At 59.3% G+C, this 24,511-nt stretch carries 26 protein-coding genes; 13 read left to right on the top strand and 13 right to left on the bottom strand.

Annotated elements, in window-relative coordinates; all coding sequences use genetic code 11:
* Window positions 1-4 precede the first annotated feature (4 nt).
* Genes AMM41_RS06295 through AMM41_RS06285 form a run of 3 tightly spaced genes read right to left on the bottom strand, consistent with a single transcriptional unit; the run spans window position 5 to window position 2,914 of the window.
* The gene (locus tag AMM41_RS06295; RefSeq protein WP_089954684.1) at window positions 5-868 is read right to left on the bottom strand and encodes a sulfurtransferase; all 864 of its coding nucleotides are present in this window, start codon (window positions 866-868) and stop codon (window positions 5-7) included.
* A gap of 26 nt (window positions 869-894) precedes the next feature.
* Window positions 895-1,773: a DMT family transporter gene (locus AMM41_RS06290; RefSeq protein WP_089954680.1), complete on the bottom strand. Its 879-nt coding sequence runs from the start codon at window positions 1,771-1,773 to the stop codon at window positions 895-897.
* Window positions 1,774-1,786: 13 nt separating this feature from the next.
* Window positions 1,787-2,914: an aromatic ring-hydroxylating oxygenase subunit alpha gene (locus AMM41_RS06285; protein WP_089954676.1), complete on the bottom strand. Its 1,128-nt coding sequence runs from the start codon at window positions 2,912-2,914 to the stop codon at window positions 1,787-1,789.
* A gap of 287 nt (window positions 2,915-3,201) precedes the next feature.
* On the opposite strand from AMM41_RS06285, the gene AMM41_RS06275 reads away from it, so the two are divergent.
* From AMM41_RS06275 to AMM41_RS06260, 4 genes are all read left to right on the top strand, one after another.
* Entirely contained in the window at window positions 3,202-3,456 is a 255-nt protein-coding gene (locus AMM41_RS06275) for an exodeoxyribonuclease VII small subunit (protein ID WP_089954668.1), read from the top strand.
* Window positions 3,453-4,355, top strand: coding sequence for a polyprenyl synthetase family protein (locus tag AMM41_RS06270; RefSeq protein ID WP_089954664.1), 903 nt, complete (start codon window positions 3,453-3,455; stop codon window positions 4,353-4,355). Before AMM41_RS06275 ends, AMM41_RS06270 begins: the two co-directional genes overlap by 4 nt.
* 1 nt (window position 4,356) lies before the next feature.
* Window positions 4,357-6,204, top strand: coding sequence for a 1-deoxy-D-xylulose-5-phosphate synthase (gene dxs, locus AMM41_RS06265; protein WP_089954660.1), 1,848 nt, complete (start codon window positions 4,357-4,359; stop codon window positions 6,202-6,204).
* A 189-nt stretch (window positions 6,205-6,393) separates the two neighbouring features.
* Window positions 6,394-7,473 carry a TRAP transporter substrate-binding protein gene (locus AMM41_RS06260; RefSeq protein ID WP_089954656.1) on the top strand — a complete coding sequence of 360 codons (1,080 nt, stop codon included), beginning with the start codon at window positions 6,394-6,396 and terminating at the stop codon, window positions 7,471-7,473.
* Between the two features lie 73 nt (window positions 7,474-7,546).
* Here AMM41_RS06260 and AMM41_RS06255 read toward each other — a convergent pair whose 3' ends face one another.
* The 5 genes from AMM41_RS06255 to AMM41_RS22185 form a co-directional block, all read right to left on the bottom strand.
* The gene (locus AMM41_RS06255) at window positions 7,547-8,041 is read right to left on the bottom strand and encodes a hypothetical protein (RefSeq protein ID WP_089954652.1); all 495 of its coding nucleotides are present in this window, start codon (window positions 8,039-8,041) and stop codon (window positions 7,547-7,549) included.
* A gap of 57 nt (window positions 8,042-8,098) precedes the next feature.
* Window positions 8,099-9,613 carry a TRAP transporter large permease gene (locus AMM41_RS06250; protein WP_089954648.1) on the bottom strand — a complete coding sequence of 505 codons (1,515 nt, stop codon included), beginning with the start codon at window positions 9,611-9,613 and terminating at the stop codon, window positions 8,099-8,101.
* 46 nt (window positions 9,614-9,659) lie between these two features.
* Window positions 9,660-10,199 carry a TRAP transporter small permease subunit gene (locus AMM41_RS06245; protein WP_089954644.1) on the bottom strand — a complete coding sequence of 180 codons (540 nt, stop codon included), beginning with the start codon at window positions 10,197-10,199 and terminating at the stop codon, window positions 9,660-9,662.
* A gap of 196 nt (window positions 10,200-10,395) precedes the next feature.
* Window positions 10,396-10,884: a substrate-binding domain-containing protein gene (locus AMM41_RS06240; RefSeq protein WP_228769121.1), complete on the bottom strand. Its 489-nt coding sequence runs from the start codon at window positions 10,882-10,884 to the stop codon at window positions 10,396-10,398.
* Between the two features lie 60 nt (window positions 10,885-10,944).
* On the bottom strand, window positions 10,945-11,088 hold the full coding sequence (locus tag AMM41_RS22185) for a hypothetical protein (protein ID WP_228769120.1): 144 nt from the start codon (window positions 11,086-11,088) through the stop codon (window positions 10,945-10,947).
* Between the two features lie 127 nt (window positions 11,089-11,215).
* On the opposite strand from AMM41_RS22185, the gene AMM41_RS06235 reads away from it, so the two are divergent.
* Genes AMM41_RS06235 through AMM41_RS06225 form a run of 3 tightly spaced genes read left to right on the top strand, consistent with a single transcriptional unit; the run spans window position 11,216 to window position 13,490 of the window.
* The gene (locus AMM41_RS06235; protein WP_089954640.1) at window positions 11,216-11,959 is read left to right on the top strand and encodes an ABC transporter permease; all 744 of its coding nucleotides are present in this window, start codon (window positions 11,216-11,218) and stop codon (window positions 11,957-11,959) included.
* Window positions 11,956-12,678, top strand: coding sequence for an ATP-binding cassette domain-containing protein (locus AMM41_RS06230; protein ID WP_089954636.1), 723 nt, complete (start codon window positions 11,956-11,958; stop codon window positions 12,676-12,678). The genes AMM41_RS06235 and AMM41_RS06230 overlap by 4 nt, the downstream gene beginning before the upstream one ends.
* The gene (locus AMM41_RS06225; protein WP_089954631.1) at window positions 12,675-13,490 is read left to right on the top strand and encodes an ABC transporter substrate-binding protein; all 816 of its coding nucleotides are present in this window, start codon (window positions 12,675-12,677) and stop codon (window positions 13,488-13,490) included. Before AMM41_RS06230 ends, AMM41_RS06225 begins: the two co-directional genes overlap by 4 nt.
* A 12-nt stretch (window positions 13,491-13,502) precedes the next feature.
* Here the strand turns inward: AMM41_RS06225 and AMM41_RS06220 are convergent, their stop codons facing one another.
* The gene (locus tag AMM41_RS06220) at window positions 13,503-14,690 is read right to left on the bottom strand and encodes a helix-turn-helix domain-containing protein (RefSeq protein WP_089954626.1); all 1,188 of its coding nucleotides are present in this window, start codon (window positions 14,688-14,690) and stop codon (window positions 13,503-13,505) included.
* A 153-nt stretch (window positions 14,691-14,843) separates the two neighbouring features.
* Between AMM41_RS06220 and AMM41_RS06215 the strand changes: the two genes are divergently transcribed.
* The 6 genes from AMM41_RS06215 (at window position 14,844) to AMM41_RS06190 (ending at window position 21,053) form a co-directional block, all read left to right on the top strand.
* Window positions 14,844-15,320 (top strand): 4Fe-4S dicluster domain-containing protein, encoded by a 477-nt coding sequence (locus tag AMM41_RS06215; RefSeq protein ID WP_089954622.1) that lies wholly within the window; start codon window positions 14,844-14,846, stop codon window positions 15,318-15,320.
* A 26-nt stretch (window positions 15,321-15,346) separates the two neighbouring features.
* The gene (locus AMM41_RS06210; protein ID WP_089954619.1) at window positions 15,347-17,194 is read left to right on the top strand and encodes an aldehyde ferredoxin oxidoreductase family protein; all 1,848 of its coding nucleotides are present in this window, start codon (window positions 15,347-15,349) and stop codon (window positions 17,192-17,194) included.
* Between the two features lie 117 nt (window positions 17,195-17,311).
* Window positions 17,312-18,667, top strand: coding sequence for an NAD(P)/FAD-dependent oxidoreductase (locus AMM41_RS06205; protein WP_089955288.1), 1,356 nt, complete (start codon window positions 17,312-17,314; stop codon window positions 18,665-18,667).
* Between the two features lie 15 nt (window positions 18,668-18,682).
* Window positions 18,683-18,937, top strand: a complete 255-nt coding sequence (locus AMM41_RS06200; RefSeq protein WP_089954616.1) for a sulfur carrier protein ThiS — start codon at window positions 18,683-18,685, stop codon at window positions 18,935-18,937.
* Window positions 18,938-18,945: 8 nt separating this feature from the next.
* Window positions 18,946-19,245, top strand: a complete 300-nt coding sequence (locus tag AMM41_RS06195) for a hypothetical protein (RefSeq protein ID WP_089954612.1) — start codon at window positions 18,946-18,948, stop codon at window positions 19,243-19,245.
* 110 nt (window positions 19,246-19,355) lie between these two features.
* Window positions 19,356-21,053, top strand: a complete 1,698-nt coding sequence (locus AMM41_RS06190; protein WP_089955286.1) for an FAD-dependent oxidoreductase — start codon at window positions 19,356-19,358, stop codon at window positions 21,051-21,053.
* 101 nt (window positions 21,054-21,154) lie between these two features.
* Here the strand turns inward: AMM41_RS06190 and crcB are convergent, their stop codons facing one another.
* The 4 genes from crcB to AMM41_RS06170 all read right to left on the bottom strand — a co-directional run bounded on the left by crcB (window position 21,155) and on the right by AMM41_RS06170 (window position 24,507).
* A complete protein-coding gene (gene crcB / locus AMM41_RS06185) occupies window positions 21,155-21,541 on the bottom strand; it encodes a fluoride efflux transporter CrcB (protein WP_089954609.1) in 387 nt (128 codons plus the stop codon).
* A gap of 58 nt (window positions 21,542-21,599) precedes the next feature.
* On the bottom strand, window positions 21,600-22,610 hold the full coding sequence (locus tag AMM41_RS06180) for a recombination-associated protein RdgC (RefSeq protein WP_228769119.1): 1,011 nt from the start codon (window positions 22,608-22,610) through the stop codon (window positions 21,600-21,602).
* A 79-nt stretch (window positions 22,611-22,689) separates the two neighbouring features.
* Entirely contained in the window at window positions 22,690-23,991 is a 1,302-nt protein-coding gene (locus AMM41_RS06175; RefSeq protein WP_089954604.1) for a TRAP transporter large permease, read from the bottom strand.
* A gap of 6 nt (window positions 23,992-23,997) precedes the next feature.
* Window positions 23,998-24,507 carry a TRAP transporter small permease gene (locus AMM41_RS06170; RefSeq protein WP_089954600.1) on the bottom strand — a complete coding sequence of 170 codons (510 nt, stop codon included), beginning with the start codon at window positions 24,505-24,507 and terminating at the stop codon, window positions 23,998-24,000.
* Window positions 24,508-24,511: the final 4 nt, after the last annotated feature.

Below are 24,511 nucleotides of genomic sequence, written 5' to 3'. Positions count from 1 at the left end.
TGTCTTAGCCTTTGGCGCAGGGCAGGCCGGGCGTTCGGCACCATTCGCTCCAGCTGCCCGCATACAGGGCAGTGGGGCCAAATCCGGCCAATTCCATCGCGAACAAATTGGGCACGGCAGTCACGCCGCTGCCGCAGTGGTGCATCACGGTGCTGGCCGGACGGCCCGCCAGCACTTGGTCCCACTCGGCTTTGAGCAAGTCAGGGTTTTTGAAGCGCCCATCGTCAGTGAAGTTTTCTGTGAATGGGCGGTTCAGCGCTCCGGGAATGTGGCCCGCCACCGGGTCCAGCGGCTCCACCTCACCCCGGTAACGGGCACCTGCGCGTGCATCCACCACGGTTTGGGTGTCTTGACCCAGGGCGGTTGACACGGTGTCGGTCAGCACCAGCTGGCGCAGGGGGGCATTCAAGTTGAATTGAGCGGGGGTGGCTGGGGCTGTGGCTACTGGGCCTGAGTCCACCGCACCGCCAGCATTTTTCCAGGCTTGCAAGCCGCCGTCGAGGATGGCCACCGCGTCGTGCCCCAACCACTTGAGCATCCACCACAGCCGGCCGCAGTACTGGCTTTTGTTGCGGTCGTACACCACGATTTGCATGCCATTGTGAATGCCCAGACTGCCCAGCCATTGCGCCACGATCTCGCGCTGCGGCAAGGGGTGGCGACCGCCATTGACAGCTTGACCCGGGGCGTGTGTGCTCAGGTCCTTGTCCAAGTGGGCTGGCCAGGCACCTGCGATGCGTTCGCTGTCAAAAAAACCATCGGCCAGCTCGGGCTTCATCAAATCAAAGCTGCAGTCGAGCACTGCGCATGGGCTTCCTTGCGCTTGCAGTTGTTGCAGTTCGGTGGCGGTGATCAGCAGGGTGTGCATGAAAGTTCAGTCTCCGTTGGGGGTTGTCAATCCGGTGTGCGGGGCAGGCCCCGGTTGCGCAAAATGGTGGATGCGATACCGCTGGCCATGATCAAGGCCATGCCCAGCCAGCCCATCAGGGCGATTTGGTCACCAAACAGCAGCAGGCCAAACAAGGCACCAAACACGATGCCCGAGTATTGCAAATTGGCCACCACCATCGTGGAGCCCCTGCTGTAGGCTTTGGTCATGCACAGCTGCCCCAATGCGGCCAGCACCCCCACAGGCAGCAGCCACAAGACGCTGGGCCAAAGCCAAGTGCTCATGCCGGTGATCAGCATCAAGGCGGCCCCGACCACGGTGGTGCCCACTGAGAAATAAAACACGGTGCGGGCTTCGGGCTCATGCAGTCGCCCCAGTGCAGCCACCTGGATATAGGCCAGGGCGGCAATCAGACCCGACAAGAGACCGACCACACCGGCCACCCACTGGTCCTGTTCGATGGTGGGGCGCAACAGCAAGACAACGCCTCCAAAACCGGCCAACACCGCCAAAACAATCGGGACTTGGCGGCGGATTTCACGCAGTTTCCCGCTCAGTAAGGTGCCACCCACCAAAAAAACCGCTACCCACACACCACTCATGTAGTTCAGGGTCATGGCGGTGGACAGCGGCAAATGGCCCAGCGCGTAAAACCAAGCCGCCAAGGACGTCACGCCCACCACCGAGCGCCAGACGTGCATCATGGGGATGGGGGTGCGCAAAGTGATGCCTTGCATGCGGCAGATCCAGGCCATGAAGACCACGCCAATCAAGCCCCGGAAAAAAACCAGTTCAAAGGTGTGGAAGTGCGCCGACGCATATTTGATGCAAACCCCCATCATTGAAAAAAACAACGACGCCAGGATCATCCAGGAGGCTTGCATCGGCGCTTTCAGCTCAAAGCGTGCTCATTTGACGGCGATACCACTCGTGAAAGTGTTGCATGCCGTCTTCCATGGGGCTTTGGTAAGGGCCCACTTCGTTGTCGCCGCGTGCCAGCAGGGCTTTGCGGCCCGCGTCCATGCGCTCTGCAATCTCATCGTCCTCGATGCAAGTTTCCATGTAGGCCGCTTGCTGGGCTTCGACAAATTCACGCTCAAAGGCGACGATTTCTTCGGGGTAGTAGAACTCGACCATGTTCAGCGTCTTGGTCGGGCTGATGGGGTGCAGGGTCGACACGGTGAGCACATGCGGGTACCACTCGACCATGATGTGGGGGTAATACGTCAGCCAGATGGCGCCGCGCTCGGGCAGTTGGCCGTTGCGGTATTGGAGCAACACCTCATGCCACTTTTTGTAAGCGTCTGAGCCAGGCTGGCCAAAACCACCCGACACGCCCACGGTCTGCACCGAATAGTGTTCCTTGAACTCCCAGCTCAGGTCGTCGCAGGTGACGAACTGGCCCAGCCCCGGGTGGAAGGGGCCGACATGGTAGTCCTCTAAATAAACCTCGATGAAGGTTTTCCAGTTGTAGTTGCACTCGTGCAGCTCGACCCGGTCGAGTGCGTAGCCTTCAAAGTTCAGTTGGGCTCTGGGGCCCATGCCGGCCAAATCGGCAGCGATGTCGCGGCCGTTGTCCTCGAACAAGAGGCCGTTCCATTCTTGCAACTTGTAGTTGTTCAAATTGAGGCAGGGATCGTGCCCAAAATGGGGGGCACCCAGCAACTCGCCTTTGGGCGAATACGTCCAGCGGTGCAGCGGGCAGACGATGTTGCCGCCTGCGCTGCCTTTTTGCTGGGTCTGCAGGTTGCCCCGACCGTTGAGCATGATGGCTTGGCGGTGCCTGCACACATTGGAGACCAGCTCGACCCCGCCTTGGGCGTTGCGCACCAAAGCGCGACCTTGGGCCTCGTGGGGCAGGGCGTAATAGTCACCCACATGGGGCACGGCCAGTTGGTGACCCACATAGCGTGGGCCTTGCTGGAAGAGGGTTTTCAATTCGCGCTGAAACAGCGCCTCATCGAAATAAGTTGAAACTGGTAGTTGGCTTGCGGCCTGCTGCAGTTGAAGACTTAAATCAGACATGGGTGACCTGACCTAGAGACTCCCCCTATGAAGGGGCAGGGACAAAGCGCTGAATTCAAGGAAAACGGCGCAAAAAAATGACAGGAAAATCCTGCCGATGTAGCCCGATTCTACCCCGGGGGGTCTGCGCTGCTGTGCATCAGGACACAGGCCGTGAAAATTCCGGTCTTTGTTCCCCTGAGCGACAGCACCCATCGCCCATTTTTGTCTTATGGGCTTGACATGGGGCACTGTCAGCTCCATCAAGGCTTAAGGCCTAAAATCGGGTTTTTTGCCGGAATACCCTCATGCCCAAGGCTGCCAAACCCGACCCCGCCGATACGGAGGCGGTCAACCTGCCTGCGAATTACGAAGCAGCTTTGTCGGAGCTGGAGTTGCTGGTTGGCCAGTTGGAGTCTGGGCAAATGCCTTTGGACCAGCTGTTGACGGGCTACCAGCGCGGCGCGGTGCTGTTGGCCTATTGCCGTGACAAACTCAAAGCCGTGGAAGACCAAATCCAGGTGCTGGACGGCGGACAACTCAAACCCTGGAGTGGCGCATGAGCCTGGACCTGAAAGCCTGGATGCAAGCGCATCTGGAACGAGTGGAGTCGGCTTTGTCGACCGGCATGGTGGCCGAGTCACCCGCTGCTTTGGGGCAGGCCATGCGCTACGCTGTGCTCGACGGCGGCAAGCGCCTGCGCCCCTTGTTGGTGCTGGCCACCGCCGAGGCGGTGGGCGATGACCTGAGCAGTCCGGCCTCGCTCAATGCCGCCTGCGCCATCGAGTTGATCCATGCCTATTCTTTGGTGCACGACGACATGCCTTGCATGGACAACGACGTGCTGCGGCGCGGCAAACCCACGGTGCATGTGCAATTTGGGCAGGCGCAAGCCCTGTTGGCGGGTGACGCCTTGCAAACCCTGGCCTTCGAATTTTTGACCCCGCTGGACGACCGTGTGCCTGCGGCGGTGCAAGCGGCCTGTGTGGCTTTGTTGGCCCGCGCTTCGGGCTACCAGGGCATGGCTGGGGGCCAGGCGATTGACCTGGCCAGTGTGGGCCAACGCCTGAGCGAAGACCAGTTGCGCCAGATGCACCGCCTCAAAACCGGGGCGCTGCTGCTGTGCAGCGTGCAGATGGGGGCGGCTTGTGTGCCTGGCGTATCCGACTCGGTTCAGGCCGCTTTGTGTCGTTTTGGCGAGGCCTTGGGCCTGGCCTTTCAGGTGGTGGACGATGTGCTCGATGTGACGGCAGATTCGGCCACCTTGGGCAAAACTGCAGGCAAAGACGAAGCTGCCGACAAACCCACGTATGTGGCCCTCATGGGCTTGGAGGGTGCCAAAGCATTTGCCGACGCACTGGCCGCACAGGCCACCCAAGCCTTGACCGACACGGGCTTGCCTGAAGTTCGTTTGGCTGCTTTACGTGCCTTGACCGCCATGGTGGTAGAAAGAAACAACTGACATGTCCGATTTGCTCAAAAACATCGACACCCCGGCCGATCTGCGCCGCCTGCAGCGCACCGACTTGCCCCAGTTGGCCGACGAACTGCGCCACTGCGTGCTCGACAATGTCTCCAAAACCGGCGGGCACCTGAGCTCCAACCTGGGCACGGTGGAGTTGACAGTGGCTTTGCACTACGTCTTCAACACCCCCGAAGACCGCATCGTCTGGGACGTGGGCCACCAGACTTACCCCCACAAAATCCTCACCGGCCGTCGTGACCGCATGCCCACGCTGCGTCAGTTTGGCGGCCTGTCGGGTTTTCCGCGCCGCGACGAGAGCGAATACGACACCTTTGGCACCGCGCACTCGTCCACCAGCATTTCGGCCGCTTTGGGCATGGCCGTGGCGGCCCGCCAAAAAGGCGAGTCGCGCCATTCGATTGCCGTGATTGGCGACGGCGCCATGACCGCAGGCATGGCCTTTGAGGCGCTGAACAACGCGGGCGTCGAAGAGTGCAAGCTGTTGGTGATCCTGAACGACAACGACATGTCGATCAGCCCACCCGTGGGGGCGCTCAACCGCTACCTCGCTCAGCTCATGAGCGGGCGTTTTTATTCGGCGGCCAAGGCCGGGGCCAAGAATGTGCTTAAAAACGCACCGCCCCTGTTTGAGCTGGCCAAGCGCCTGGAAGAGCACGCCAAGGGCATGGTCGTACCCGCCACGCTGTTCGAAAAGTTTGGCTTCAACTACATCGGCCCCATTGATGGCCATGACCTGGAGTCGCTGATTCCGACGCTGGAAAACATCAAGCACCTGGACGGACCGCAGTTTTTGCATGTGGTGACCAAAAAGGGCCAAGGTTATGAAAAGGCCGAGGCCGACCCGGTGGCCTACCACGGCCCCGGCAAGTTCGACCCGAATGTGGGCCTGATGCCTGCGGCCACACCTTCTAAAACCACCTTCACCCAGGTGTTCGGCCAGTGGCTGTGCGACATGGCCGAAAAAGACATGCGCTTGGTGGGCATCACCCCCGCCATGCGCGAGGGCTCGGGCATGGTGGCCTTTCACCAGCGCTTTCCCAAACGCTATTACGACGTGGGCATTGCCGAGCAGCACGCCGTGACTTTTGCTGCGGGCATGGCCTGCGAAGGGCTCAAGCCTGTGGTGGCGATTTACTCCACCTTTTTGCAACGCGGCTATGACCAGCTGATCCACGACGTGGCGCTGCAAAACCTGCCGGTGGTGTTCGCCTTGGACCGCGCGGGCCTGGTGGGTGCCGACGGGGCCACCCACGCGGGGGCTTATGACATCGCCTACATCCGCTGCATCCCCAACATGAGCCTGGCCTGCCCGGCCGATGAGCGCGAATGCCGCCAGCTGCTGAGCACGGCTTATGCACAAAACCACCCGGTGGCGGTGCGCTACCCGCGCGGCGCAGGTGTGGGCACAGAGCCCGGGCGCGACCTGGACACCTTGCCTTTTGGCAAAGGCGAAGTGCGCCGCCAAGGCGAAAAGCTGGCCATCTTGGCCTTCGGCACCTTGTTGACCCCGGCCCTGCAGGCCGCTGAAAAGCTCAATGCCACCGTGGTCAACATGCGCTGGGTCAAACCACTGGATGTGGCGTTGTTGGCCCAAATCGCCCAAAGCCACGAGCGTTTGGTGACGGTGGAGGAGGGCTGCATCATGGGTGGCGCGGGCAGCGCTGTGGCCGAGGCCCTGCAGACCTTGCAGATCACCCGGCCCGTCTTGCACCTGGGCTTGCCCGACGTGTTCATTGAGCATGGCGACCCGGCCAAGCTTTTGTCCATGCAAGGGCTTGATGCGGCGGGCATAGAAAAGTCCATTGGTCAGCGTTGGCCTGCTTGAATTCAATTCAACAAGTTTTGAAAAGCTTTCAATTTTTGTTGTTGCTTCAACTTTGTTGAATTTCAATCCCCATTAAAAGGGTAAACCCCCCCATTTTTGGCTTGTTCAGCTTCTTACAATAAGATTTGACTTGTGAGTCGATGTCCGGTTGTCCCGGATGTGTCATTTAATTTCAACAGGAGTCCATTCATGGATCGTCGTTCCGTCATCAAAAACACTGGTTTGGCTGGCGTGCTGGCCGCTGGTGTTGCACCTGCCGTTCACGCACAAGCCGCCATTCGCTGGCGCCTGAGCTCCAGCTTTCCTAAGGCTCTGGACACCATTCACGGCGCAGCCAGCGTGTTCGCCGATAACGTCAAAGCCATGTCGGGCGGCAAGTTCGAAATCTCGGTGCACGCAGCCGGTGAAATCACCCCACCTTTTGGCGTGGTGGACGCGGTGCAGCAAGGCTCTGTCGAGATGGCACACACCGCCGCATATTACTTTTTTGGCAAGAACGAATCCTTCGCGCTTGGCTGCTCCATTCCTTTCGGTTTGAACAGCCGCCAGATGACCGCTTGGATGCTCGAGGGCAATGGTCTGAAGTTGATGCGCGAGTTTTACGCCCAGTACAACATGATCAACTTCTTGGGCGGCAATACTGGTGCCCAAATGGGTGGCTGGTACCGCAAAGAGATCAAAACTGTCGCGGACATCAAGGGCCTGAAATTCCGGGTTGGTGGTTTCGCCGGCAGAATCATGGAGCGTATGGGCGCTGTGCCCCAGAACATTCCTGGTGGCGAGATCTACACCTCCTTGGAAAAAGGCACGATCGATGCGGCTGAGTGGATTGGCCCCTACGACGATCAGAAGCTGGGCTTCAACAAAGTGGCCCCCTTCTATTACTACCCAGGCTGGTGGGAAGGCGGTCCTCAGTTGGACTTCTTCATCAATCAGAAAGCCTACGATGCGCTGTCGTCTGAAAACAAGGCCATCGTGGCAGCCGCCACTGCTGTGGCCCACACCTCCATGCAAGCCAAGTACGATGCCAAAAACCCTGCTGCTTTGAAAGAGCTTGTGGGTAAAGGCACCAAGCTGCGCGCATTCCCAGAAGCGGTCATGAAGGAGTCCTTCAATCAGTCCATGGCGGTTTATGAGGAACTCAACGCGAAAAACCCTGATTGGAAGAAAATATACGGTGACTACCGTAAATTCCAAGCTGACCAAAACTTGTGGTTCCGATTTACAGAGATGACTTTTGACAAGTTCATGCAAGCACAGAAACTCTGATTTGAGCTCTATAAAAAAACCGGCTTAGGCCGGTTTTTTTATCATCAAAATTGACCTGTTGGACTGATGAGTATCAACTGAGTTTACGGAATTGAGTCAACTCAGAAACCAAGCGCTTGAATTCATCCACCATTTCTGGGCTGCTTGCGTAAATCACAGTGAATTTGCCCATCAACGTCCGAACATAAAGCCGTGGCGCTACCACGGCGTCTAATCCGGGGATTCGGATCAGCTTGGCATATGCGAGATCACGCAATTCAACTTTTTTGTGCCAAATCCAGGTTTGTTCAAGCGTTTGAGCCGTGAGGCTGGTTCGTCCGAAAAGCACATGACCAACGGTGTAGGCCATGATGCCCCAGGCACCCCAAATCCACAGATGGTTGGATTGGGCCACTTGAGGGCCATGTAACTGATAAGCCCAAAATCCCAAGCCCGCCAGCAAGCTCACAGCCAGCAGTTTGAACGTGCGACTGTAGGACGTCACGGTCAATTTTTCATGTGAAGGGGTGAAGCGAAAAGGGGCGGGACCCAAATGCTCGGTGAGAGGATTGTCGTGAGGTGATGTCATGTGAGCAGCGAATAAAAAACGCCTCTCTAGAGAGGCGTTTCAGTGTGAATGAGAGATTTATTTCTTGAATAAATCGTCAATTTTTTGTTGCTCGTCTTTTGAAGATGAGTCTGAATTTTCTTCAGTCTTGAGCGTGTTTTCGGTTTCGACTGGACTGTCCTGTGGCATCTCAATGACCACTTTGTCGATGTCAACCTTGATTTCTTTGTCAAGAAATGCCGTCACGGTCTGGGGCATAAAAATAACAATCACCACCAGCAGAAGCTGCATGATCACCCAGGGGATCGATCCCATGTAAATGTCATTGGATTTGACCGCCACCGGGATTCGTTTGTCCTTGAACAAGGTGTCTGCGATGCCACGCAGGTAAAACAGTGCAAAGCCAAACGGAGGGTGCATGAAACTGGTCTGCAAGTTCACGCACAGCAGCACGCCAAACCAGATCAAATCAATGCCCAGCTTGTCAGCTACCGGGGCCAGCATGGGCACGATGATGAAAGCGATCTCGAAGAAGTCGAGGAAGAAAGCCAAGAAAAATACGAACAGGTTCACCACAATCAGGAAACCCACTTGGCCCCCTGGCAAACCCGTCAGCAAATGTTCAACCCATTTGTGACCGTCAACGCCTTGAAAGACTTGACTGAAAACCCGTGAACCAATGAGGATGAACACCACCATCGCCGTCAAGCGCATGGTGCCATGCATCGCTTCCCACAACACGGCCCAGTTCAAACGTTTGTGCATGGCCGCCAAGATCATCGCACCCACCACACCCATGGCACCCGCTTCTGTAGGGGTTGCCAAAGCGGAGTCTTGGAAAGGCAAGCCACCCATGGAGCCTAAGACCGTGAAGATCAAAATAGCCGAAGGGATGATGCCCTTGAGACATTTGCTCCAAAGCGCCCAGCCGTTGAGGCTGCGGTCTTTCTTGGGAATGCCCGGCAGATAATCTGGTTTGATACGAGTCAAAGCAAAGGTGTACAGAGCAAACATCCCAATCTGTATCAACGACGGGCCCCATGCACCTTTGTACATGTCACCCACGGGTTTGCCCAACTGGTCAGCCAAAACCACCAGAACCAAAGATGGCGGAACGAGCTGTGTGATGGTGCCCGATGCCGCCAACACACCAGTGGCGTAGCGCATGTTGTAGCCATAACGGATCATGACGGGCAAGGAAATCAATGCCATGGCAATGACTTGACCCGCCACAGTGCCGGTGATCGCGCCAAGAATGAAACCCACAATGATGACCGAATAGCCCAAGCCCCCCTTCATAGGGCCGAACAGTTGTCCCATGGAGTCCAGCATGTCTTCGGCCAGCCCACACTTTTCCAGGATGGTGCCCATGAAAGTGAAGAAAGGGATCGCCAGCAACAAGTCATTGCTCAAGATGGAGAAAATCGAGATGGGCAGGTTGCTCATGAAAGCGACCGGAAACCACCCCATTTCAATGGCGTAAAAACCGCTGGCCAAACCCAGAGCTGCCAACGAAAAAGCGACGGGGAAACCCACCAACATCACCACAACGAGGCCCGCGAACATGATCGGGGCGAAATTTTCCATTTGCATTTTGTTTCCTTGCTTTTGTTTTCAGAGACCTTGAAAGCTCTGTGTTTTATTGCAGGGGTTTTTCATAGTGGGTGTCCATGGCGTATTGGCCAGTCAAGTAACCTACACGCTTGATCAATTCGGCCAAACCCTGGAGCCAAACCAGCGCAAAGCCCAAAGGCAATGCCAGGGTGGCTGGCCAGCGGATCAGACCGCCTGCGTTTTGGCTCACCTCACCCGAAACCAAGGTGTTCATGAAATAGGGATAGGACAGCCAAGCCAGGTAGCCCATGATGGGCATCAGAAAGACGATGATGCCGAAAATATCGACATAAACAGGACCATTGCCCTTGAGCTTGCCGTAAATCAGGTCCACTCGAACATGTTCGTTGACTTTGAGCACGTAGGGCGATCCCACCATGACCATCCACGCAAACAGGTACCACTGGATTTCGATCAGGCCGTTCGAGCTCCAGTCGAAACCGTAGCGCACAAAAGCATTTCCCGCACAAATCATGGCAGCCAACAAAACCGCCCATGAAGCCAGCATGCCAAAGCCTTTGCTCACCCAGTCCATGAAGCTTGCGAATTTGAGTAAGGCAGTCAAGACATCTCTCCATTCAAAAAGAAAAGGGCTTTGCACAGCCCCCGTAGCGAACATCAATTTCGCGATAACCCGGGATGTTAACAACGCCAGAGGACTTCTGTTGACCATCTTGGCTATGTCAATCGGATATTTCTTGAGGATGCTTTGAATTTTGTTCAAGAAGGGTGAAAAAACCCCTTCGGCTAAGTAGTTTTACTTAGGTCGATGGTTTGTGGGTGCTATGGGCCCACCAAGGCAGTCGCTGTTTCAGGGACTGAATTTGCCCAGACGCTGAGCTGATCATGTAGCCGGCCAAGGCATTCATTTGTGTCGCCCAGCCGCTCGATTGCAGTGTGTCCATCAACAATTGAACTGCTGGCGAGTTCACCGCACTTTTGAGGCAAACCAGCCAGTAGTCCTCGGCGGCCAAGGGCACAAAGTCAAGGCCTTGCACTGCCGCAGCGGACTCCATACCCAGCCCTGCATCTGTTTGACCAGATCCCATGCTTGCAGCCACAGCAGCGTGGGAAGGCTCTTCTAGCCCATAACCCAAGAGTGATCCGCTGTCGATCGATGCTTGTCTCAGCCACTGGTCCAACAACAAACGGGTGCCTGTACCGGGGCTGCGGTTCACAAATCTCACGCCTGCACGCGTCAAATCGTGCAGACCCGTCTTGAGCAGTGGCTTGTAAGTGCGTGCAACCAAGGAGTCGGCATCAGGTTGCGAAGGGGCGTGAAAGCCCGCTAAAACGCAGCGGCTTTCCATTTAGGCGCGAATCGCGTCCACGCTGCCACGAAAGCGCATGTCCAAGTGCAGGGATTGGCGGGCGCTGTGTTCCCTGTGTTTGACCAGCACATCGGCTTGCGCTTGGTGCGGTGTCCAGCTGTAAGAGAGGTTGATGTGTTGCACGGGAATCAGTTTGACTCATTCTGCGCGGCAGCGATTCGTGGTGCAGATTGGACCTATGCAAGGTAATTCATAGCGGACATCCCTTACGAAAACGGGACGTATCGTCCGTTAGCATCCATCCCAGCTCATGAACACCTTCTCCGACAGCGTCCTGACGGCGCTGAACCTCGTCACCTCTTTCGATCCTGCCCTGTGGGTGGTCGTCACCCGGTCTTTGGCCGTCAGTGCCACAGCCTGCCTGCTGGCCTATGGCGTGGGCGTGGCGCTGGGGGCATGGCTGGCGGTGTCGCGATTTCGCGGCAGGGGCGCTGTGCTGGTGGGCTTGAACACCTTGTTGGCGCTGCCTTCGGTGGTGGTGGGCTTGGTGGTGTATTTGCTGCTGTCGCGCACCGGGCCTTTGGGCTTTTTGGGCTGGATGTTCAGTTTCAAGGCCATGGTGCTGGCCCAGTTTATTTTGGTGGTGCCCGTGGTGGCCGCGCTCACGCGCCAAGTGGTTGAAGACGTGGAGCGCCAGCATGGCGAGCAGTGGGCCTCACTGGGCGCAGGGCCTTGGGTGCGCAGTTTGTTGCTCGCTTGGGATGAACGGCTGGCCTTGCTGACCATTGGCGTCACCGCCTTTGGCCGCGCCATCTCGGAGGTGGGCGCGGTCATGATCGTGGGCGGCAACATCGACGGCTTCACGCGCGTCATGACCACCGCCATTGCCCTGGAGACCAGCAAAGGCGATTTGCCGCTGGCGCTGGGGCTGGGCATGGTTTTGCTGGCGGTGGTGCTGCTGCTCAATGCGCTGGTGGCGGGGCTTCGCCTGTGGGGTGAGCGGCGCTCCGCGCGACCCGCGCCAGAGGGTAGAACCACTGAGGTGCAGCCATGAGTGCCGCGCAGATTGGCTTGGACGCCGTGAGCGTGCAACTGGGGTCACAAGCAGCCTTGAAGCGCGTGAGCTTGCGCATCGAAGCGGGCGAGCGCGTGGCGCTGGTGGGAGCCAATGGCTCGGGCAAAAGCACTTTGCTGCGCACCCTGCATGGTCTGGTGCTGCCCTCGCAAGGCCAGGTTTTGCAAGTGCCGGGGGTGCGCCAGGCCATGTTGTTCCAAAGGCCGCATTTGTTGCGCCTGTCCGCCTTGAACAATGTCGGGCTGGGCTTGTGGCTGGACCGTGCACGCGGCCTGTCTTGGTCGGCCGCCAAAGCGCTGGCACTGCAGGCTTTAGAGCGCGTCGGTTTGTTGTCTGTGGCGCAGCAAAACGGCCGCCAGTTGTCGGGCGGGCAGCAGCAGCGCTTGGCCTTGGCCCGCGCTTGGGCGCGTCAGCCCGATGTGCTGCTGCTGGACGAGCCCACGGCCAGCCTGGACCCGCATGCCAAACGCGAAGTCGAAGCCCTGATGGCCGACTTTGCCTGTGCCCCAGAACGGCCGCTGACCTTGGTCTGGGCCAGCCACAACCTGGGCCAAGTCAAGCGCTTGGCCACCCGCGTCATTTATCTGGAGTTCGGTCAAGTGATGGCCGACTTGCCCGTGGCCGATTTTTTCACCCCCGCCGTGTTGGCTGAATGCAGCCCGGCGGCCCATGCTTTTGTTCAAGGAGAACTTTCATGACCTTCCCATCTTCTATGACCCGTCGCGCTCTGGTGTGCGCGGTGTTGGCCACCACTTCGGTTTGGGCACAAGCCCAGTCCATCGTCATGTCGTCCACCACATCGACTGAGCAGTCAGGTTTGTTTGCGCACCTCTTGCCCGCCTTTAAGAAAGCCAGTGGGTTGGATGTGAAAGTGGTGGCCCTGGGCACGGGCCAGGCGCTGGACATGGCGCGGCGCGGTGACGCCGACGTGGTGTTTGTGCACGACCAAGTGGCCGAAGAGAAATTTGTGGCCGATGGCTTTGGCATCAAGCGCTTGCCTGTGATGTACAACGACTTTGTGCTGATCGGCCCCAAGGCTGACCCGGCAGCCACCAAAGGCAAAGACATTGTGGCGGCCCTGGCCAAGTTGTCGGCAGGCAATGCCGCCTTTGTGTCGCGCGGAGACAAGAGCGGCACACACGCGGCCGAACTGCGTTTTTGGAAAATGGCCAACTTGACCGACAAAAAAGGCAGCGGCTACAAGGAATGCGGCTGCGGCATGGGCCCGGCTTTGAACATTGCGGCGTCTTCCGGCGGCTATGTGTTGGCCGACCGCGCCACTTGGCTGAACTTCAAAAACCGCGCCGATCTGGCCATTTTGGTGGAGGGTGACCAACGTCTGTTCAACCAATACGGCGTCATGGTGGTCAACCCGGCCAAACATGCGCATGTCAAGCAGGCCGATGCGCAGAAGTTTGTTGACTGGATCACCTCGGCCGCAGGTCAGGGTGTGATTGCCGACTACAAAATCGGCGGCGAGCAGTTGTTTTTCCCGAACGCGGGGAAGTGATCTGACACTGGGTCAGCTTTTGGGCAAGCCGAGTTTGCGGTACACCGTGGCGCGGCTGATGCCCAAGGCCCGGGCCGCTTCGGCCACATTGCCTCGCGCCTGTTTGACGGCTTCGCGGATCATCTCGGTTTGTGCGTCTTTCAGGCCTTTGGGGGCCTGGACCATGGCCGCAAATTGGGGCTCGGAGTGCGCGGTGTGGGCACCATGGCCTGACGGTGCAGCGTGAAAAGCTTGCGCCGAAGACCCTGCCAGCCAAGCCTGCGTTTGCAAGCGCAGCCCTGACCACAGGGGCAACTCTTGGGTCTGCGCTGCGCCTTTGCTGTTTCGCCGGGCGGCGTCGAACAGGTTTTCCCAGGCAGAGGCAAACACATCGCTGGCGTGCAAGGACTCGCCTTGCGGCGTGGGCGACAAAGACAACATTTGACGCGCGGTCGGGTTGGCACCCAAGATGTGGCCGTTGGGGCCCAAGGTGATCAAGCCGTCGCTGTCGTCGCCGGCTTGGTTGCCGGGCCAGTTCAGGCGCAGCACCAGCGCGTGTCCGGTGGACAGCAGCCAGCTGTTTTCGATGCTGCGGGCCGAGCGCCGCACCAGATGTTTCAGGGCCGGGCGTTCGGTGGTTTCGATGCCTGTCAGGTCCAGCATGCCCGCGCACAAGCCGTCAGGACCAAAAACCGGTGCTCCGGCGCAGCTGTAGACGCTGTTGTCCTGAAAAAAATGCTCACCCCGGTGCAGCCAGACCGGTTGCAGTTCGCTCAAGGCAGCACTGATGGACGTGGTGCCCACCGAGCGTTCTGACAGGTCCACACCCACACGGGCAATGGCGTCGGCGCGGCGGTCTTGGCGGTCCACCGGGCCGTGGACATCGACCACGATGCCCTGTGCATTGGTCAAGATGGCGAAATAGCGGATGTCGGCAATCGCACGGGCCAGCTCCACCAGCACAGGCTGGGCCGCCTGCACCAGTGGGCGGCTGTTTTCTTGTACGCGGCGCATTTGCTGAGCCGAAACGGTGTCAAACCCCACGCTTTGCTGCGGCTGCAGGCCCATGGCCAGGCAGCGTTTCCAGGACTGGGTCAGCCAAGGCGACACGCCTGCCAGTGATTCACCGGGTCGCAAGTGGCCAGTGCGCCCCTCCAACACCAGTTCACGGGCTCGTTCTATCCGCTCCAGGCGGTCGCTGTTGTGGGCAGTCAGGGGCATGTCAGATGTGTATCAAGCTGAGAATTTTTGCGGCAACCCTGCAAAACCTAGGGTTAATACGCATCGGTTTGTGGGGGCAAGTACCAACAATGGCTATGCATTCTGATTCATAAGCGCGAGCTTGACCAGCCCGCCAATTCACAGGAGATCCACATGCAGAAAGTCCTGCACATCAATCCGGACAAATGTACCGGCTGCTTGCAGTGCGAAATGGCCTGTTCTTTCGAGAACTACGGCACATACGCCACATCCAAGTCGCGCATCAAGGTGTTCGACTTCCACCACACCGGCAAAAAAGTGCCTTACACCTGCACCCAGTGCGACGAGGCTTGGTGCTTGCACGCCTGCCCAGTGGAAGCCATCACCGTGGACAAAGTCACGGGCGCCAAGGTGGTCAACGAGTCCACCTGCGTGGGTTGCAAGGTGTGCACCATTGCCTGCCCATTTGGCACGATCAACTATGTGCAAGAAACTGGCAAGGTGCAAAAGTGCGACCTGTGCGGTGGCGATCCAGCTTGCGCTGATGCCTGCCCCACCGGCGCCATCACCTTCGTCGATGCCAACTGGACTGGTATGGACAAAATGAAACAGTGGGCCGACAAGTTGGGCAATCAGCCCTCTGCGGCTTAAACCCCCCACCCTTAAGGAGCATCAACATGTCTTGGGCTGGAAAAATTCTCCGCGTCGACCTGACCGCGGGCACCGTCAAATCTGAACCTCTGAACATGGAATGGGCCAAGGCCTATCTGGGTTCACGCGGTCTGGGCAGCAAATACCTGATCAGCGAAGTCGACCCCAAAGTCGATCCGCTGTCGGCCGACAACAAAATCATCTGGGCCACCGGCCCGCTGACCGGCACCATGGCCTCTACCGGTGGCCGCTACACCGTCATCACCAAAGGCCCACTGACGGGCGCCATTGCCTGCTCCAACTCGGGTGGCTACTGGGGTGCCGAGCTGAAAATGGCCGGTTGGGACATGATCATTTTTGAAGGCGCATCGGCCAAGCCGGTGTACCTCTACATCAACGACGACGAAGTCGAGCTGCGTGACGCCGGTCACCTGTGGGGCCAAAGCGTCTGGAAGACCGAGGAAATCCTCAAGTCCAGCCTGCAAGACCCGCTGCTGCGCGTGTCCAGCATTGGCAAGGCCGGTGAAAACGGTGTGCTGTATGCCGCTGTGGTGAACGACCTGCACCGTGCGGCTGGCCGTTCGGGCGTGGGCACCGTCATGGGCAGCAAAAACCTCAAGGCCATCGCCGTGCGCGGCACGATTGGTGTGGGCAACGTGCAAAACCCCAAGGCCTTCATGGCGGCGACCAAGGCCGCCAAAAAGGTGCTGGCCGACAACGGCGTCACCGGCCAGGGCCTGCCTGCTTACGGCACTCAAGTGCTGATGAACGTGATCAACGAAGTCGGTGCTTTGCCTACCCGCAACCACCGCGACGTGCAATTCGAAAGCGCCAAGGACATCTCGGCTGAAGCCATGGTCACGCCCCGCGAGACCGACGGCAAAAAGCACCTGGTGACCAACCAAGCCTGCTTCGGTTGCACCATCGCCTGCGGCCGCATCAGCAAGATGGACGAGGGCCACTTCTCGGTCAAGAACAAGCCCGAATACTGGGGCGCATCGGGTGGTCTCGAATACGAAGCCGCTTGGGCGCTGGGTGCAGCCAACGGTGTGAAGGACCTCGAAGCCCTGCAATACGCCAACATGATTTGCAACGAAGAAGGCTTTGACCCGATCAGCTTCGGTGCCACCATTGGCGCCGTCATGGAGCTGTACGAAATGGGCGTGCTGACCAAAGAGCAAATTGGTGTGGACGCGCCTTTTGGCTCCGCCGAAGCCTTGTGCGAGTTTGTCGACATGACCGCCAAGGGCATTGGTTTTGGCAAGGAAATTGGCTTGGGCTCCAAGCGCCTGACCGCCAAGTACGGCCACCCCGACCTGTCCATGAGCGTCAAGGGCCAGGAATTCCCAGCCTATGACGGACGTGTGATCCAGGGCATTGGCCTGGCTTACGCCACGTCCAACCGTGGTGCCTGCCACCTGCGTGGTTACACCATCGCTTCTGAAGTGCTGGGCATCCCGGTCAAGACCGAGCCTACCGAGCACGAAGGCAAGCCAGAACTGGTCAAGGCTTTCCAGGACGCGACCGCTGCGTTTGACTCGGCCGGTATTTGTGTTTTCACCAGCTTCGCCTGGACCCTGGCCGACGTGGCCCCTCAGGTGCAAGCTGCATGCGGCGAAGAGTTCACCATGGAACACTTGGCCCACATTGGTGAGCGCATCTGGAACATGGAGCGCGAGTTCAACAACGCCGCAGGCTTCACCAAGGCCGACGACAACCTGCCCAAGCGCCTGATGACCGAAGCCGCCAAAACCGGCCCCGGCAAAGGCATGGTCAGCAAGTTGGACGAGATGCTGCCCAAGTACTACGACGCGCGTGGCTGGGATGGCGAAGGCCGACCCACATCGGCCACCCGGGAACGTCTGGGACTTTGACGGTCATTGCCCACAGGGCGTGGTCATGTCGTCAAACCCATGGTCCCCGCTTGGTGAGGCTTGAATGAAATGCGCAGCGGCCTTCAATGGCCGCTGCCTGCTTTTGGAGAAAACACCATGACCCATCACGTGATTCTGGGCGCTGGCCCTGCAGGCGTCATCGCCGCCGAGACCTTGCGCAAGCACTGCCCGCAAGACCGCATCACCATCGTCGGTGACGAAAATGAAGCGCCTTATTCGCGCATGGCGATTCCTTATTTGCTGATTGGCAACGTCGAAGAAAAAGGCACTTGGCTGCGCAAGGGCGACACCCACTTTGCCGACTTGCGCATCGACATCATGAACGCACGCGCCACCCAGGTGGACACCGTGGCGCGGCAAGTGGTGCTGGACAACGGCCAAAAGCTGGCGTTTGACAAACTGCTGATCGCCACCGGCTCGCAGCCCGTGCGTCCCCCCATTTCAGGCATGGACCTGCCCGGTGTGCACCCTTGCTGGACGCTGGCCGACGCCCGTGCCATTGCCGCACTGGCCCAGCCTGGTGCCAAGGTCTTGCAAATGGGCGCGGGCTTCATTGGCTGCATCATCATGGAAGCGCTCAAGCAACGCGGCGTCGAATTGTCGGTGGTCGAGATGGGTGACCGCATGGTGCCCCGCATGATGGGTCCCATGGCGGGCGGCATGATCCGCGACTGGTGCGAAACCAAAGGCGTGAAAGTCTATGTGGGCACCCGTGTCGAGTCGATTGCACCTGCCGCTGCGGCCGCTGCCCCCAGCGGCATCTTGGGCAAATTGGCCAGCGCCATTGGCCTGGGCAGTCCAGCCCCAGCAGCTCAAGGTTTGCATGTGCGCCTGTCCAACGGTCAAACCGTCGAGGCCGATTTGGTCATCAGCGCCACCGGCGTGCGCCCGGCCATCGGCTTCCTCAAAGACAGTGGCATCACTTGTTTGCAAGGCATTTTGACCGACGAGTTCTTGCAAACCAATGTGCCGGGCATTTATGCCGCCGGGGACTGTGCCGAAGCCTTTGACAAAGTCAGTGGCCAGACCATCGTCAGCGCCATCCAGCCCAACGCGGCTGAACAAGCCCGCGTGGCTGCGCTCAACATGGCCGGTCAACAGACCACCCTCAAGGGCGTGACCCAGATCAACGTGCTCGACACCCTGGGCCTGATTTCCACCAGTTTTGGCAATTGGCAAGGGGTGGAAGGTGGCGAACAAGCCCAGCTGACCGACCAAGCCGCTGGCAAACACCTGAGCCTGCAGTTCAAGGACGATGTCATGGTGGGCTGCAACTCGGTGGGCTGGACCGAGCATGTGGGCGTCATGCGTGGGCTGGTCGAAGGCCAAGTGCGTTTGGGCGACTGGAAAGAACGCCTGATGCAAGACCCCACCCGCCTCGTGGACGCCTATCTGGCCTGTGCACAAGGCCAGGGTCAATGGAGTGGTGCGGCAGACACGCGTCGCCGATGAAGTGACAATCTTCGCATGAACATCACCTTCAAACTGTTTGCCACGCTCACCGACTATCTGCCTGCCGAGGTTCGCCGCAGCAATCAGATCGTCATGGACGTGGCATCTGGCACCACCATCATGCAAGTCATCGACTCCTTCAGTCTGCCCCCCAAGCTGGTGCATCTGGTCTTGGTCAATGGCAAATACATTGCCCCCGAAGACCGAGGCACGCACGCCCTGGTTGAGAACGATGTGCTGGCCATCTGGCCGCCTGTTGCAGGCGGCTGAAGTCTTCGATGCAAGCAAGCTACGCCGAAACCTTCCAGCGCGACATGGGCTGTACCGAAGCCGAATGGCTGGGGTGGCTGCCTCGCGCGGTGGGCCAACACCCGCTGCAATGCCAGGCCAGCAGCGCAAACATCACCATCGGTGCGGGGCATCTGCAATTGCGCTGGCAAGTCATGCCCCCACGCGTCATTGCACAAATTCGCCTGCCCGTGCTGCGCATGCACTTCCAGTTTGAAGGCCTGAGCGAACAAGAACGCTACGCCTTCATGCGCCACTTTGACCTGTACACCCAGCGCGGGGGTGGGTGAGCTGTCTGCAGAGTGGTGGGGCACTCTCAAGGGACGTATGAGAACCCTAGAAATTTGAGGCAACTGTTCAGTCAGAATGAGCCCATGGATCAACCGGAATGGATCAGCCCATGAGTGCTTCTTTTGCAAATTCAACCCACAGCGGCAAACCTCAAACCCCACCCTTGACTGTGGATGTGCTGATCGCAGGCGGTGGGCCTTTTGGTTTGATGCTGGCCATCGAGTTGGGGCGTCGTGGGGTGCGGACTTTGTTGGTGGACCCCAAACCGGGCACCGCGTTCAACCCCCAGGCCAATGCCACGCAAGCTCGCACCATGGAGCATTTCAGGCGTCTGGGGTTTGCCGCCGAGATCCGGGCGCAAGGTCTGCCTGCCGATCACCCCACCGATATCGCTTATTTCACCCGTTTCACGGGCCATGAATTGGCGCGTTTGCCTTTGCCTACGGCCGCGCAAGCCACTCAGACCATCAAGACCCTGCAGGGCTCTTGGAGTGCGGCCGAGTTGCCTCACCGCGTGTCGCAAAAGTTTGTCGAGAAAACCTTGCGCCAGCAGGCCCAGGCTTGTCCCTCCAACGATGTGCGTTACGGCTGGTCGCTCACCCATTTTGTGCAAGACCTTGAGGGGGTCGATGCCACCGTGACCCCTTTGGCCGGTGGTGAGCCTGTTGTGGTGCGAGCCCGTTACCTGGTGGGTGCAGACGGGGCCCGCAGCCCGGTTCGTCACCAGTTGGGCATTGCTTGGGGCGGCAGCACCTGGGCCAAGCGCGACTTCATGGGTGGAAAAATGTTTGCCGTGTACCTGCGTGCGCCAGGTTTTGAGCAGGTTTTTAAGCATGGCCAAGCCTGGATGTATGTCACGGTCAACGCGCAGCGCCGGGCCTTTATGGCCACGGTGGACGGGGCAGGTGAGTTTGCCTTCCATGCGGCGGTGCACGATGGTGAAGACGCCGATGCTTGGACGGCCGAAGACGCTCAGCGCATTTTCAACCAAGCCATGGGTTGTGAGCTGCCCATCGAGGTCTTGTCGGTGGGCACCTGGATGGCGGGGCACGCCTTGGTGGCCGAATCGTTTGGGCAAGGGCGGGTGTTTTTGGGCGGTGATGCCGCGCATCTCTTCACCCCCACGGGTGGGCTGGGTTACAACACGGCCGTCGAAGATGCCATCAACCTGGGCTGGAAGCTGGCCAGTGTGGTTCAAGGCATCGCACCGCCCAGCTTGCTCGACAGTTATGCCTCAGAGCGCATGCCTTTGGCCCACCGCAACACCGCCTATGCCCGGCAATTTGCCGATTCGGTCGGCTTGTTTGAAGCCACATCGGCCTTGGAAGACGACAAGCCCTCCGGTCAAGCAGCTCGCCAACAGGCCAGCGTTCACTTGAACGGTCATGTGCGCATGGAATTCAACATTCCCGGCGTGACCTTTGGGGGCCGATACGACGATTCGCCCATTGTGGTGAGAGACGGCACCACGCCCCCACCCGACGCCGCCAACAGCTACCAGCCCAGTGCCTGCCCAGGTGGTCGACCGCCGCATGCTTGGCTGGCCGATGGTCGCTCGCTGTACGACACGTTTCACAGCGAATGGACCTTGTTGCAGCTGGACGCCAGTAATTCGGCAGGTGCGGGTTTTGAGGTGGCCGCCCAGAGTCTGGGTTTGAACCTGAAGCGTTTGGACCACAGCGCCAGTGGCTTGCGCCCACTCTACCAAGCCCCATGGGTGCTGATCAGACCCGATCAGATCGTGGCTTGGAGAGGGCAAGATGACCAACACGCCTTGCAGGTGCTGCGCCAAGCCATTGGGTTTTAAAGACGCCCGGCATGGGCGAAAGCGGGCAGGGTTTGTTCCTCGGGTAGGCGGCCCGTCACCCGCCTGGTGTTTCATGCGTTTGAAGGGGATGGAGCCGCCGCTCAGTTCTGGCTGAACCAGCATGTGACGGTGTACAGGCCCAGCACCGTGAGCATCAAGGAGCCGAGCAAGTGCAAGGTGGCGGTGCCCAGGGCCCACGCCAAACGCCCTTGCTGAAGCATGCCCACCACTTCGGCCGAGAAACTGGAAAACGTGGTCAGTGCGCCCAGAAAACCGGTCACCAGGGCCAGTCGCCAGACCGGGTCAAGGTCCGGCAGTTGCTGGAACACACCCACACACACGCCTACCAGATAGCCGCCGATCAGGTTGGCCGCCAAAGTCCCCAAAGGCATCAGACCAGCGCTGGCGGGGTTGAGCCACAAGCCGAGCTGCCAGCGCGAGAGTGCGCCCACACTGGCACCAATGCAAATCGCGATCACCGTGAGCATGGGGTGGGTCCTTTCGGCAGGGCGTTAGGGGATGAGGGGGACCTTGAAGCCCCAGGTTTTAAAAAGGCGGGTCTTCTTCGTCGACTGCAGCGGCACCCGTTGTGACAGTGGAATTGAGCACGGTGCGGGTCGGGTTCGACGTGTTGGCATCGGCCGCAGCGGCACCCAGCTCCATCTCGCCGCCCAGGGCTTCGATCAGGCTGTCGATCAGAGGCCCCAGCAAGCCGGTGGACAGGGCCACGTCTGCGTCGAAGCGGTCTTCGTTCTTGTCGGTGCCCGATTCGTCCATCACGCCGTCGAGGTACTGCACTTTTTTCAGCTGCAAGGTCTCGGTCAGGACAAAGGCCACGCGGCCGTCCCAGCTGAGCGCCAGTTGCGTGGGCAGTTTGCCTTCCATCACATGCTTGCGCACGTCGTCGTTGGCGAGGTGGTGGCGGGTAAAGCGCACGCTGGCAGCATCTTCGCCGGTGGACTTGAGCACGGTTTCGCGTTCCACGGTCAGGTCGGACGGCCATTCGTCTTCGGTCGGGGCCAGCAGCCATTGGGTCATGGCGGCCTGGGGCGAGGTCACGGTCTGGATCAGCGAGACCGACAGGCCTGCCAGCACGTTCATCAGGGCCGACATCACTTCGTCGGCTTTGCCCTGGCTGCCTGCGTTGAGCACCAAACGGCGGTTTTCCAGGTCCATCCACACGATCACGCTCGATTGGCGGGCAAAGGCCTGGGGCAGCAGCGACAGGAGCACGTCGTCCATCAGGTCGCGCTTTTCCTTTTTGCCGGGTTTGCGCCCAGTGGCCGCTTCGATTTCGGCGATGCGCTCGTCGGCTTTGCGCCGCACCACGCTGCCGGGCACGGCCTTGGACTCGATCATGAGTTTCATGATCCACTGCCCGGCCACCGATTCGACCAAGGGGCCATGCGCTTCGCCCCGTGGGGGCACCCAGCCAATGGATTTTTCCTGGCTGGCGCCACATTCCACAAACTGCACCGGCTCCAAGGCCGCTTGCACATCGGCCAATGTGGGCGCAAAGCCCTCGCCGATGCGGTAAACCATCACATTTTTGAACACAAACAATCCTTACTGCCCAAATGAACAACCCGTCCTTTGGGGACGGGTTGAATCATAGAGGATGAACTTGCCTGCAAGCTCAGAGTTTCATCTGGGTGGGCAGCCAGGTCACGATGCCCGGCACAAAGTAAATCAACAAGACCGCGCCCATCATCAAAAAGAACATGGGCATGGACACCCGGGCGATGTACGGCAGTTGCTTGCCCGTCATGCCTTGCAGCACAAACAGGTTGAAGCCCACAGGGGGTGTGATCTGCGCCATCTCCACCACAAACACGATGAAGATGCCAAACCAGATCGGGTCGATGCCCGCTTTTTGCACGGTAGGCATGAGCACGCCCATGGTCAGCACCACCATCGAGATGCCGTCCAGAAAGCAACCCAAGAGGATGAAAAACACCATCAAGGCCATGATGAGCGCAAAGGGGCTGAGGCCCAGGCTGCCAATCCATTCGGCCAGGTGGCGCGGCAGGCCGATATAGCCCATGGACAAGGTCAAAAATGCGGCCCCCGCCAAGATCAGGGCGATCATGCAGTACAAGCGCGTGGCCCCCATCAAGGCATCTTTGAACACGGCCCAGCTCATGGAGCCTTGCAGAGCCGACAAGACCAAAGAGCCGACCACACCCACCGCCGCTGCTTCGGTGGCGGTGGCAAAGCCGGTGTAGATCGAGCCCAAAACGGCCGCAATCAACAAGACCACCGGGATCAGGCTGCTGGAGGCTTCGAGCTTTTGCATGAAACTCATGGGCGCGTCACGCGGCGGGATCTGGTCCGGATGGCGCAGTGACCAGTAAATGATGTAACCCGAAAACAGCCCGGCCAGCAGCAAGCCGGGCAAAACCCCGGCAATGAAGAGCTGGGCAATCGACACATCGGCCGCCACGCCGTACACGATCATGATGATGGACGGCGGAATCAACAGACCCAAGGTGCCGGAGCCGGACAGGGTGCCAATGACCATGTCTTCAGGGTAGCCCCGTTTTTGCAACTCTGGCAGGGTCATCTTGCCGATCGTGGCGCAGGTGGCCGCGCTCGAGCCCGACACGGCTGCAAAGATCGCGCAGCCCACCACATTGGTGTGAAGCAAGCGCCCGGGCAGGGCTTGCATCCAAGGGGCCAGGCCTTTGAACATGTCTTGGCTCAGGCGTGTGCGAAACAAAATTTCGCCCATCCAGATGAACAGGGGCAAGGCGGTGAGTGTCCAGCTTGAAGCCGAGCCCCAGATGGTGACCGCCATGGCGTCTCCGGCGGGTCTGGCGGAAAACATTTGCATGCCGACCCAGGCCACACCCGAAAGCGTGAGGCCAATCCAAACACCGCTGCCCAAAATCAGAAACAAGGTCAGGACCAAGAGCCCTGTGATCATCAAGTCATTCATGGCGGCTCATTCGTTGCGCAGCATCTCGCCGCTTTCGGGCGCGGCACGTTGGCCCCGGATTTCCAGCACCAGTTCATCCACAAAGGCCAGTGCAAAAATCACCGTGCCCAGCGCCATGGCCAGCTGCGGTATCCACAAAGGGGTGGCGTCATTGCCGGTCGAGATGTCATGAAACTCGATGGATTGCCACACCAGGCGGCAGCTGTAGAAGGCGAACAAGCAAGCCAGCAGGCTGGCCAGCGAGAGGCTGAACACTTCCATGCCCCGGCGTGCGGCCCCCTTAAACAAGCCCAGCACCAGAGTCACTCGGATGTGTTCACCGCGCTTTAAAGTGTGGGCCAGCGCCAAAAAGCCCGCCCCGGCCATGAGGTAGCCCGCATAGGCGTCGGTGCCGGGCACATGCACATGGAGCTGCCGACTCAATACGGACAACAGCACCATGAACAGCAGGCCGCACATGCACAGCGCCGCCAAGGCGGCGGTGCTGTCATAAATGGCGTTGAGCAGTCGGCGCATGCGA

Source organism: Limnohabitans sp. 2KL-3 (assembly GCF_001269405.1).
In the GTDB taxonomy this organism is placed as follows: Bacteria; Pseudomonadota; Gammaproteobacteria; order Burkholderiales; family Burkholderiaceae_C; genus Limnohabitans_A.
Note: the sequence above shows the minus strand (reverse complement) of the source record. Positions and strands in the feature narration are given on the sequence as shown.

What these genes read in the sequence shown, in the direction of transcription:
- AMM41_RS06295 (WP_089954684.1), bottom strand. Translation starts at nt 868, where the DNA reads ATGCACACCCTGCTGATCACCGCCACCGAACTGCAACAACTGCAAGCG.
- AMM41_RS06290 (WP_089954680.1), bottom strand. Translation starts at nt 1,773, where the DNA reads ATGCAAGCCTCCTGGATGATCCTGGCGTCGTTGTTTTTTTCAATGATG.
- AMM41_RS06285 (WP_089954676.1), bottom strand. Translation starts at nt 2,914, where the DNA reads ATGTCTGATTTAAGTCTTCAACTGCAGCAGGCCGCAAGCCAACTACCA.
- AMM41_RS06275 (WP_089954668.1), top strand. Translation starts at nt 3,202, where the DNA reads ATGCCCAAGGCTGCCAAACCCGACCCCGCCGATACGGAGGCGGTCAAC.
- AMM41_RS06270 (WP_089954664.1), top strand. Translation starts at nt 3,453, where the DNA reads ATGAGCCTGGACCTGAAAGCCTGGATGCAAGCGCATCTGGAACGAGTG.
- dxs (WP_089954660.1), top strand. Translation starts at nt 4,357, where the DNA reads ATGTCCGATTTGCTCAAAAACATCGACACCCCGGCCGATCTGCGCCGC.
- AMM41_RS06260 (WP_089954656.1), top strand. Translation starts at nt 6,394, where the DNA reads ATGGATCGTCGTTCCGTCATCAAAAACACTGGTTTGGCTGGCGTGCTG.
- AMM41_RS06255 (WP_089954652.1), bottom strand. Translation starts at nt 8,041, where the DNA reads ATGACATCACCTCACGACAATCCTCTCACCGAGCATTTGGGTCCCGCC.
- AMM41_RS06250 (WP_089954648.1), bottom strand. Translation starts at nt 9,613, where the DNA reads ATGCAAATGGAAAATTTCGCCCCGATCATGTTCGCGGGCCTCGTTGTG.
- AMM41_RS06235 (WP_089954640.1), top strand. Translation starts at nt 11,216, where the DNA reads ATGAACACCTTCTCCGACAGCGTCCTGACGGCGCTGAACCTCGTCACC.
- AMM41_RS06230 (WP_089954636.1), top strand. Translation starts at nt 11,956, where the DNA reads ATGAGTGCCGCGCAGATTGGCTTGGACGCCGTGAGCGTGCAACTGGGG.
- AMM41_RS06225 (WP_089954631.1), top strand. Translation starts at nt 12,675, where the DNA reads ATGACCTTCCCATCTTCTATGACCCGTCGCGCTCTGGTGTGCGCGGTG.
- AMM41_RS06220 (WP_089954626.1), bottom strand. Translation starts at nt 14,690, where the DNA reads ATGCCCCTGACTGCCCACAACAGCGACCGCCTGGAGCGGATAGAACGA.
- AMM41_RS06215 (WP_089954622.1), top strand. Translation starts at nt 14,844, where the DNA reads ATGCAGAAAGTCCTGCACATCAATCCGGACAAATGTACCGGCTGCTTG.
- AMM41_RS06210 (WP_089954619.1), top strand. Translation starts at nt 15,347, where the DNA reads ATGTCTTGGGCTGGAAAAATTCTCCGCGTCGACCTGACCGCGGGCACC.
- AMM41_RS06205 (WP_089955288.1), top strand. Translation starts at nt 17,312, where the DNA reads ATGACCCATCACGTGATTCTGGGCGCTGGCCCTGCAGGCGTCATCGCC.
- AMM41_RS06200 (WP_089954616.1), top strand. Translation starts at nt 18,683, where the DNA reads ATGAACATCACCTTCAAACTGTTTGCCACGCTCACCGACTATCTGCCT.
- AMM41_RS06195 (WP_089954612.1), top strand. Translation starts at nt 18,946, where the DNA reads ATGCAAGCAAGCTACGCCGAAACCTTCCAGCGCGACATGGGCTGTACC.
- AMM41_RS06190 (WP_089955286.1), top strand. Translation starts at nt 19,356, where the DNA reads ATGAGTGCTTCTTTTGCAAATTCAACCCACAGCGGCAAACCTCAAACC.
- crcB (WP_089954609.1), bottom strand. Translation starts at nt 21,541, where the DNA reads ATGCTCACGGTGATCGCGATTTGCATTGGTGCCAGTGTGGGCGCACTC.
- AMM41_RS06175 (WP_089954604.1), bottom strand. Translation starts at nt 23,991, where the DNA reads ATGAATGACTTGATGATCACAGGGCTCTTGGTCCTGACCTTGTTTCTG.
- AMM41_RS06170 (WP_089954600.1), bottom strand. Translation starts at nt 24,507, where the DNA reads ATGCGCCGACTGCTCAACGCCATTTATGACAGCACCGCCGCCTTGGCG.